This is a genomic window from Nocardia farcinica (assembly GCF_029867845.1).
Classification (GTDB): domain Bacteria; phylum Actinomycetota; class Actinomycetes; order Mycobacteriales; family Mycobacteriaceae; genus Nocardia; species Nocardia farcinica_A.
The window spans coordinates 1-6,846 of record NZ_JARWRU010000809.1 but is presented as its reverse complement, the minus strand read 5'-3'; the positions used below and the strand labels follow the sequence as shown (position 1 = coordinate 6,846).

At 73.4% G+C, this 6,846-nt stretch carries 5 protein-coding genes; 3 read left to right on the top strand and 2 right to left on the bottom strand.

From position 1 onward, the window contains the following. On the bottom strand, positions 1-724 hold a 724-nt coding region (locus QH283_RS17650), incomplete at its 3' end, for a galactokinase (protein ID WP_280504087.1). A gap of 395 nt (positions 725-1,119) precedes the next feature. Here QH283_RS17650 and QH283_RS17645 point away from each other — a divergent pair. After that, on the top strand, positions 1,120-2,982 hold the full coding sequence (locus tag QH283_RS17645; RefSeq protein ID WP_280504086.1) for a GGDEF domain-containing protein: 1,863 nt from the start codon (positions 1,120-1,122) through the stop codon (positions 2,980-2,982). Between the two features lie 18 nt (positions 2,983-3,000). On the opposite strand, the gene QH283_RS17640 is transcribed toward QH283_RS17645, so the two are convergent. Continuing rightward, positions 3,001-3,750 carry a DUF6319 family protein gene (locus tag QH283_RS17640; protein WP_280504085.1) on the bottom strand — a complete coding sequence of 250 codons (750 nt, stop codon included), beginning with the start codon at positions 3,748-3,750 and terminating at the stop codon, positions 3,001-3,003. 169 nt (positions 3,751-3,919) lie between these two features. On the opposite strand from QH283_RS17640, the gene QH283_RS17635 reads away from it, so the two are divergent. Together QH283_RS17635 and QH283_RS17630 are read left to right on the top strand one after the other, a co-directional pair. After that, positions 3,920-4,960 (top strand): alcohol dehydrogenase catalytic domain-containing protein, encoded by a 1,041-nt coding sequence (locus tag QH283_RS17635; protein WP_280504088.1) that lies wholly within the window; start codon positions 3,920-3,922, stop codon positions 4,958-4,960. Continuing rightward, positions 4,957-6,687 carry a class I adenylate-forming enzyme family protein gene (locus QH283_RS17630; protein ID WP_280504084.1) on the top strand — a complete coding sequence of 577 codons (1,731 nt, stop codon included), beginning with the start codon at positions 4,957-4,959 and terminating at the stop codon, positions 6,685-6,687. The genes QH283_RS17635 and QH283_RS17630 overlap by 4 nt, the downstream gene beginning before the upstream one ends. Positions 6,688-6,846 lie beyond the last annotated feature (159 nt).

Sequence of the window (6,846 nt, the reverse complement as noted above, 5' to 3'; positions counted from 1 at the left end):
GTTCGCGGGGCGGGGGGCGCACGCCGTGTCCCGGGGGGGCGGCTGCGCTTGGGGGGGGGGGGGGGGCTAACCCGCCCGCCGCGTTCTCGTGCGGCTGACCGGTGTCGACCACCAGCAACACCAGTCCCGCGGCCGCCAGGTCGAAGGGGATCTGCGCACAGCCCGCCTCGGCGCTGCCGCCGCCCGGCCCCGCGCCGAACTGCCGGACGTCGAGGAACAGCGCGTGCCCGGCGGTGCACAGCAGGGACGCGGCCTGGTCGAGCACCCCGGTGGGCGCGCCGACGTAGTGGTTCTCGGCGGCGACAGCGATGTCGATCAAGGCGCGCCGATCCAGTTCCGGCGCACACAGATCCCGGACCGCCCCGGCCACCGCGCAGGTCAGCGCCGCCGAACTGGACAGGCCCGCACCGATGGGCACCGCCCCGTCGACCTCGATCCGCACGCCGGGCACCGCGATGCCGCGGGCGGCGAAGGCGTCGATCACCCCGGCCACGTAGCGCGCCCAGCCCGGAATGCGTTCGCGCGCTTCGGCCAGCCCCGCCAGTGCGACGGTCACCGTCTCGCCGGGACGCTGCGCGGAGACCATGCGCGCCACCGGTTCGCCCGTGCGCCGGACGGTACAGCGCGTCACCAACGGCAGGGCGACCGGGAGCACGAATCCCGCGTTGTAGTCGGTGTGCTCGCCGATGACGGTGACCCGCCCTGGTGCTGCCCACGTGTTCACCGGACCATTCTGCGCCCGCACCCGACCGGCAGCGCCCGACCGACCCCCGGTCATTGTCGGCAAACGATCCCGCCACGACCGGGGTCCGTGCGATCATCGGATGAGTTGTCCAGCTTGTCGAGGTTCATCACCGTCGCTCGCTCTGTCCGTAGCGCCGGGCCGGGACGGCTGTTTCTTTAGCACCACTTCCAGCTCGACAGCGCCGTCGGGCCTCGATGCCGCAGCACCACGAGCAAGCACAACGAGCATCGGGGAGATCGACGTCGCCGCGGAGGAGTCGCCGTCCGGCCTGCCGGAACAGACGACCGCGTCGTCAGGGCAGAGGGGGGTTGACGACAGTGATCGAGACAGCTCTGAAGAGTCGCCTGATCACCTTCAGGACGCGATGTTGCGCGGTGCTCCTCGCCGTCTGGTCCGTGGTCGTCGCCGTGCCACTGGTGACGGGCGACCGGTCGGCGGCTCTGGTGACGACACTGATCGTCGGCACGGGCGCGCTGGTCATGACGTGCTGCGGGCTGCGCGCCCACCGCCCGCGCAGGCCGCTGCCCTGGTATCTGTTGTCGAGTTCGGTGACGTTGTACGCCGCGGGCGCGGTGCTGCGGGAGGTGTCGGCGGATCGGGCCGCCGAGTTGTGCTCGCTGGCGGCCTTCGCGTCGATGACCGCGGCGGTCGCCACCTGGCTGCGGCCGCGCCGGGCGCGCGGCGACTCCGATCTCGCGCTGGACTCCGCGTTGATCGGTCTGGCCGCGCTGCTGGCCTCGTGGACCTTCCTCATCTCCCCGGCCGTCGGCTCGGCGGCCACGGTGACCGCCGTGCTGGTGGTCGGCCACCCGCTGCTGGACGCGGTGCTGCTGGGGCTGCTCGCCCACTCGGTCGCCACGGTCGGCCGTTCGGAGATCTCGCTGCGGCTGCTGCACCTCGGCCTGGCCCTGGTGCTGCTCGGCGACGTCCTGCAAGATCTGGACCGCACCGGACTGGCCGGCACCGCCCCCGCCGTCCAGCAGACGCCGATGCTGCTGGCCTACGCCGCGATCGGGATCGCCGCCCTGCACCCGACCATGTCGGCGCTGGGCGGACCGCGCCACATCCACCCGCACCGGTCGAGGCAGCGGGCGAGCGTGATCGCGGGCGCGCTGATCGTGGCCGCGCTGGTGCCGGTGCTCGGCTCCAGCCTCGGCCTGCTGGACCGGGTGGTGGTGTCGACCCTGTTCGCGCTGCTGCTGATCGGGGTGCTGCTGCGCAGCGAGCGCGCCATCCAGCGCAGCCTGCGCAGCGAGCGCCGCGCCCAGTACCAGGCCGATCACGACATGCTGACCGGCCTGCTGAATCGCTCTGCGCTGCTGCGCGCGCTCTCCCGTGAGCACACGCCGTGGCGGCCCGGTCCGCTCGGCCTGCTGTTCATCGACCTGGACGGATTCAAGCGGATCAACGACAACTTCGGCCACGCCGTCGGCGACGAGCTGATCGCCGACACCGCCGCCCGCATCCGCCGGGTGGCCGGCCGCGATCCGGTGGTCGCGCGCTACGGCGGCGACGAATTCGTGGTGCTCACCCCCACGTCCGCCGCCGAGTCCGCCGCCCTGGCCGAACGTCTGCTCGACGCCTTCGGCGAACCCTTCGCGCTCAGCGTCGGCGAAGTGCGGGTGACGGCGAGCATCGGCATCGCCTGCACCCCCGGCGGCGGGCACGGGGTGCTCGTCGACGACCTGGTCCGGGAGGCGGACGCGGCCATGTACCACGCCAAGGACCGAGCCCTCGGCTACGCCTTCCACCCCGATTCGGTCGTCGACGAGCCGACGGCGAGGCCGGGGGAAGCAGACTCCGGTCTGCCGCTCGCGCAGGTACCCGGTCTCGGCGACGACGCGGGCCCGGCGCCCGCGAGCCGGGGCCGGGCCGAGGCCGCGACAGGTGACGACGGGCGAGTCGTGGCTTCGGCCGCCGCGCCGCAGGCCTCCCCTGTCGCTGCCGTCGCGACGGGCACACCGATCGTGGCCGAGCCCGCCCCGGCGGTTGCGCCCTTCCCGCCGACACACGCCACACGCCGCGCGGTGAACAGGTCCGCTGCCACCGGCCACGCCGCAAGATCCTCGACCGGAACCCATTTCACGGACGAGGCCCTGCGCGCATTCGGCGGGGAATCCTCCTCGGCCGACGAGATGACCGTCTCCGCCGATGCGATCCAGGGCGAGGCCGGAACCACGCTCACCGCCTGGCTCCGGCGCACCGGGAGGAAGCAGACCGCGGGCCGGGCGGGCTGATCCGGCGCGCCCGGCGGGTCAGGCGTCGAGTTCCTCCAGTGCCCGCTTGGCGGCCTCCAGTTCGGCCTGCAACTGCGCGACCTTGGCCAGCTGCGCCTCCCTGACCGCCTCGAGCACGCCGTTGACGACCTCCTCGACCTCGGGGTGCAGCAGCTTGGCGGCCTGGGCCACGGCGCCGCTGCTCACCGGAAGGCCGCGCACCGAACGCTTCTTGCCGGTGACCACCTCCACGGTCCACTCGCCGTCGGCCGTGCCGGACAGGGTGACCGTCACCTCGGGGGTCTTCGCCTTGCCGCGCGCGGCCTTGGCGGGCTTGGCGGCGGCCCTGTTCTGGGCGGCCGGGTCCGGGGCGGGCGCAGCGGTTTTCGCGGGCGCTGGCTTGGCGGCGTCCTTGGCGGGACGCGGCGCTGGGGCCTCGGCCGCGGGTGCGCTCGTCGGGCTCGGCGACTGGGTCACAGAGGTTTCCTTTCTCGGGGCGGGTTCGGCCCGTCCCGGTGCGGTGGCCGCCTTCTCGCGGGGCGGCTTGGTCAGGGTCACTTCGACCGGGGAGAACGACAGCACGTCCTTGGACCCGGTGGGGCGCACCTGGAGGAAATCGCCCTCGGCGGGATCGCCCAGTGCGACAACCTTTCCCGAGCGACCCTCCGGCACGCCGACGGCGGCCGCGGTGAACCAGATCATCGGTGGGCGGCCTGCCGCGATCTCCGCGGCGATGTGCTGTATCTCGCTGTCGGACAAGGGCGTGGGCTTGGTTCGCGATGAGGGCATGGCGGAACTCCGGACATCATGGGACGGCTGCGTGCCCCAGATGATGCCGCACCGCACCGACAACGCGCACAGCCGGCAGGTCGGCGTGGGGGTGCGCACCCTGGCGCCACCGCAGCAAACACTGTTAACTTATTGCCCACGTCACACTAGGACGAGGACGAACATCGTGATGCACGCACTCCAGGTGACCGGACCGGGCACCGTCGAACTCAGGACGGTCCCGGTGCCCGGGATCGGCCCAACCGACGTGTTGCTGCGGGTCGGCGCGGCGGGCATCTGCCGCTCCGACCTGCGGATCGTCGCTCTCACCGAGCCGAGGTGCGCCCGGCCGTTCACGCTCGGCCACGAGATCGCCGGCACCGTCGAGGCGGTCGGCGCCGAGGTGTCGACCCCGTTGGCCGGGGCCCGCGGCGTCGTCTATCCGTGCTGGTCGTGCGGGGTGTGCCGGGAATGCCTGCGCGGCAACGAGAACATCTGCCTGGCCGCGGGCCGCGCCGCGTCGCCGCCCTCCCCCGGCGTCGACCGCGACGGCGGCATGGCCGAGTACGTGTGCGTGCCCGCGCGGGCCTTCGTGCCGATCGGCGAACTGGACTTCCTGCAGGCCGCGCCGCTGGCCGATGCGGCGCTCGCCGGCTACCACGCCGTCGCGGGCGTCGCGGACCGGCTGGTGCCGGGGTCGACGGCGGTGGTCGTCGGGGTCGGCGGGCTCGGCCACGTGGCCGTGCAGATCCTGACCGCCACCACCGCCGCACGGGTGATCGCGGTGGACCTCGCCGAGGACAAGCTCGCCCTGGCCAAGGCCAACGGGGCGGACGAGTGCCTGCTGTCCGGCGCGGACACCGCCGGGCAGATCCTCGACCGAACCGAGGGACGCGGCGCCGAGGCGGTCTTCGACTTCGTCGGCGACGAGCGCACGACCCGGCTGGCGATGGAGTCGGTGGCGCCGAACGGAGCCTGCCGGATCGTCGGCTTCGGCGGCGGGAGCACCGAGGTCCTCGCGCGGCCGACGGGCGCCACCGGCCTGCCCTGGGGCGCCTCGGTGCGCAAGACCTACGCGGGCACCCGCTCGGATCTGGTGGAAGCCATCGCGCTGGCCCGCTCGGGCAAACTGCGCGTGGACGTGGAGCCCTACGAACTGGTCGACGGCCGCGAGGCCCTCGACCGGCTGGCGCGGGGCCTGGTGCGAGGACGGGCGGTGCTGGTGCCATGACCGGTCGCGAGACAGACCACGATCAGCAGACGGTGACCGATCGGCAGCGGGCGCGCGCCGAACTGGTCGCCCGGCTCACGGCGAAGGGCGAGCCGTTCGCCCGCGCTCCCGAGGACGTCCTCGGCGTCACCATGCCGGTGTTCACCCATCGCCATCGCTCGCTGCGGGCGGTGCTGGCCGAGTCCGCGCGTCTCGGTGACCGCGAGTACCTGGTGGACGACGAGCGCCGGATCTCCTACCGCGCGCACCTCGCCGAGGTGGCGGCGCTGGCGGTCGCGCTGCGGGAACGCCACGGCATCGGCCCCGGTGACCGGGTGGCGATCCTGGCCGCGAACTCGCCCGCCTGGGTGCAGGCGTTCTGGGCCTGCCAGTGCCTCGGCGCGATCGCGGTCGGCTACAACGCCTGGTGGACGCCGCGTGAGATCGCCTACGCCCTCGGCCACACCCGGCCGTCTGTGGTGATCGCCGACGGCCGCCGCGCCGAACGCCTCGCCGGGTCGGGAACGGAGGCAGAGCCGGGAACGGAGGCAGCGCCGGGAACGAATGTGCCGCTGCTGCGCGTCGAGCACGACGTGCCCGCGCTGATCGCGGATTTCGCGGGCGCCGACCTGCCCGACACCCCGGTGGACGAGGACGACCCGGCCGTCGTCCTCTACACCAGCGGCACCAGCGGTCGTCCCAAGGGCGTGACGCACTCGCACCGCAACCTGATCGCGGTGATCGACCATCACCGCTTCAACGACGCCATGGCCGCGGCGTTCGCGGGCCGCGTCGACGACGGCGCGCCGAAGGGCCGCCGCTTCCTGCTCACCTCACCGCTGTTCCACATCGCCAGCCTGCACAATCTGGTGCTGCCCCGGCTGGCCACCGGCGACACCGCGGTCTTCTATCGCGGGGCGTTCGACGGCGAGCGGGTGGCGAGCCTGATCGAACGCGAACGCATCACCAACTGGGGCGCCATGCCGACCATGGCGCACCGGCTGCTGGCCGCCGAACCGGAACGCCACGACCTGTCCTCGCTGGTCTCGCTGTCGCTGAACTCCGCGCCCTCACCCGCCACCCTGCACCGGCAGCTGCGCGAGCGGGTCCCGGTGGCGCGCACGGCGCTGTCGACCAGCTACGGCATGACCGAGTGCGCGACGGCGGCGACACTGGCCACCCCGGCCGAACTGGCCGCCCACCCCGACACCGTGGGCAGGCCGATCATCGGCGTGGAGCTACAGATCCGCGACGGGTCGGGACGGCAGGTGGCCGCGAGCGCCGAGGGCGAGATCTGGGTACGCAGCCCCTACGTCATGCTCGGTTACTGGGAGGACCCGGACGCCACCGCCGCCGCGATCACCCCGGATCGCTGGTTGCGCACCGGCGACCTGGGCGCAGTCGACGCCCACGGCCTGCTCCGTCTGTCGGGCAGGCGCTCGGATCTCGTCCTGCGCGGCGGCGAGAACGTCTACCCCACCGAGGTCGAGCACTGTCTCGACGAGCATCCCGCCGTGGTGGAGTGCGCGGTGCTCGGGCTGCCCGACGAAGACCTCGGGCAGCGGGTCGCCGCGGTCGTGGTGACCGATCGCGACGTCACCCCCGGGGAACTGCGCGCCTTCACCGCCGAGCGACTGGCCTACTACAAGGTCCCCGACCGCTGGCTGGTCACCGCCGAGCCGCTGCCGCGCAATGCCACCGGCAAGGTCGTCCGAGCGGGCCTGGCCGAGCTGTTCACCGCCCCCTGAGGATCGGATCATCATGTACGACACCGTCATCGAACACGCCCGCTGGTTCGACGGCACCGGCGCGGCCCCGGCCCAACCCCCCAAACGCCCGGGCGCCCCCCGGGGGGGCCCCCGGTGGGGCGCGGCCCGGGGGACCACCCGGGGTGCTCGGGGGGGGGG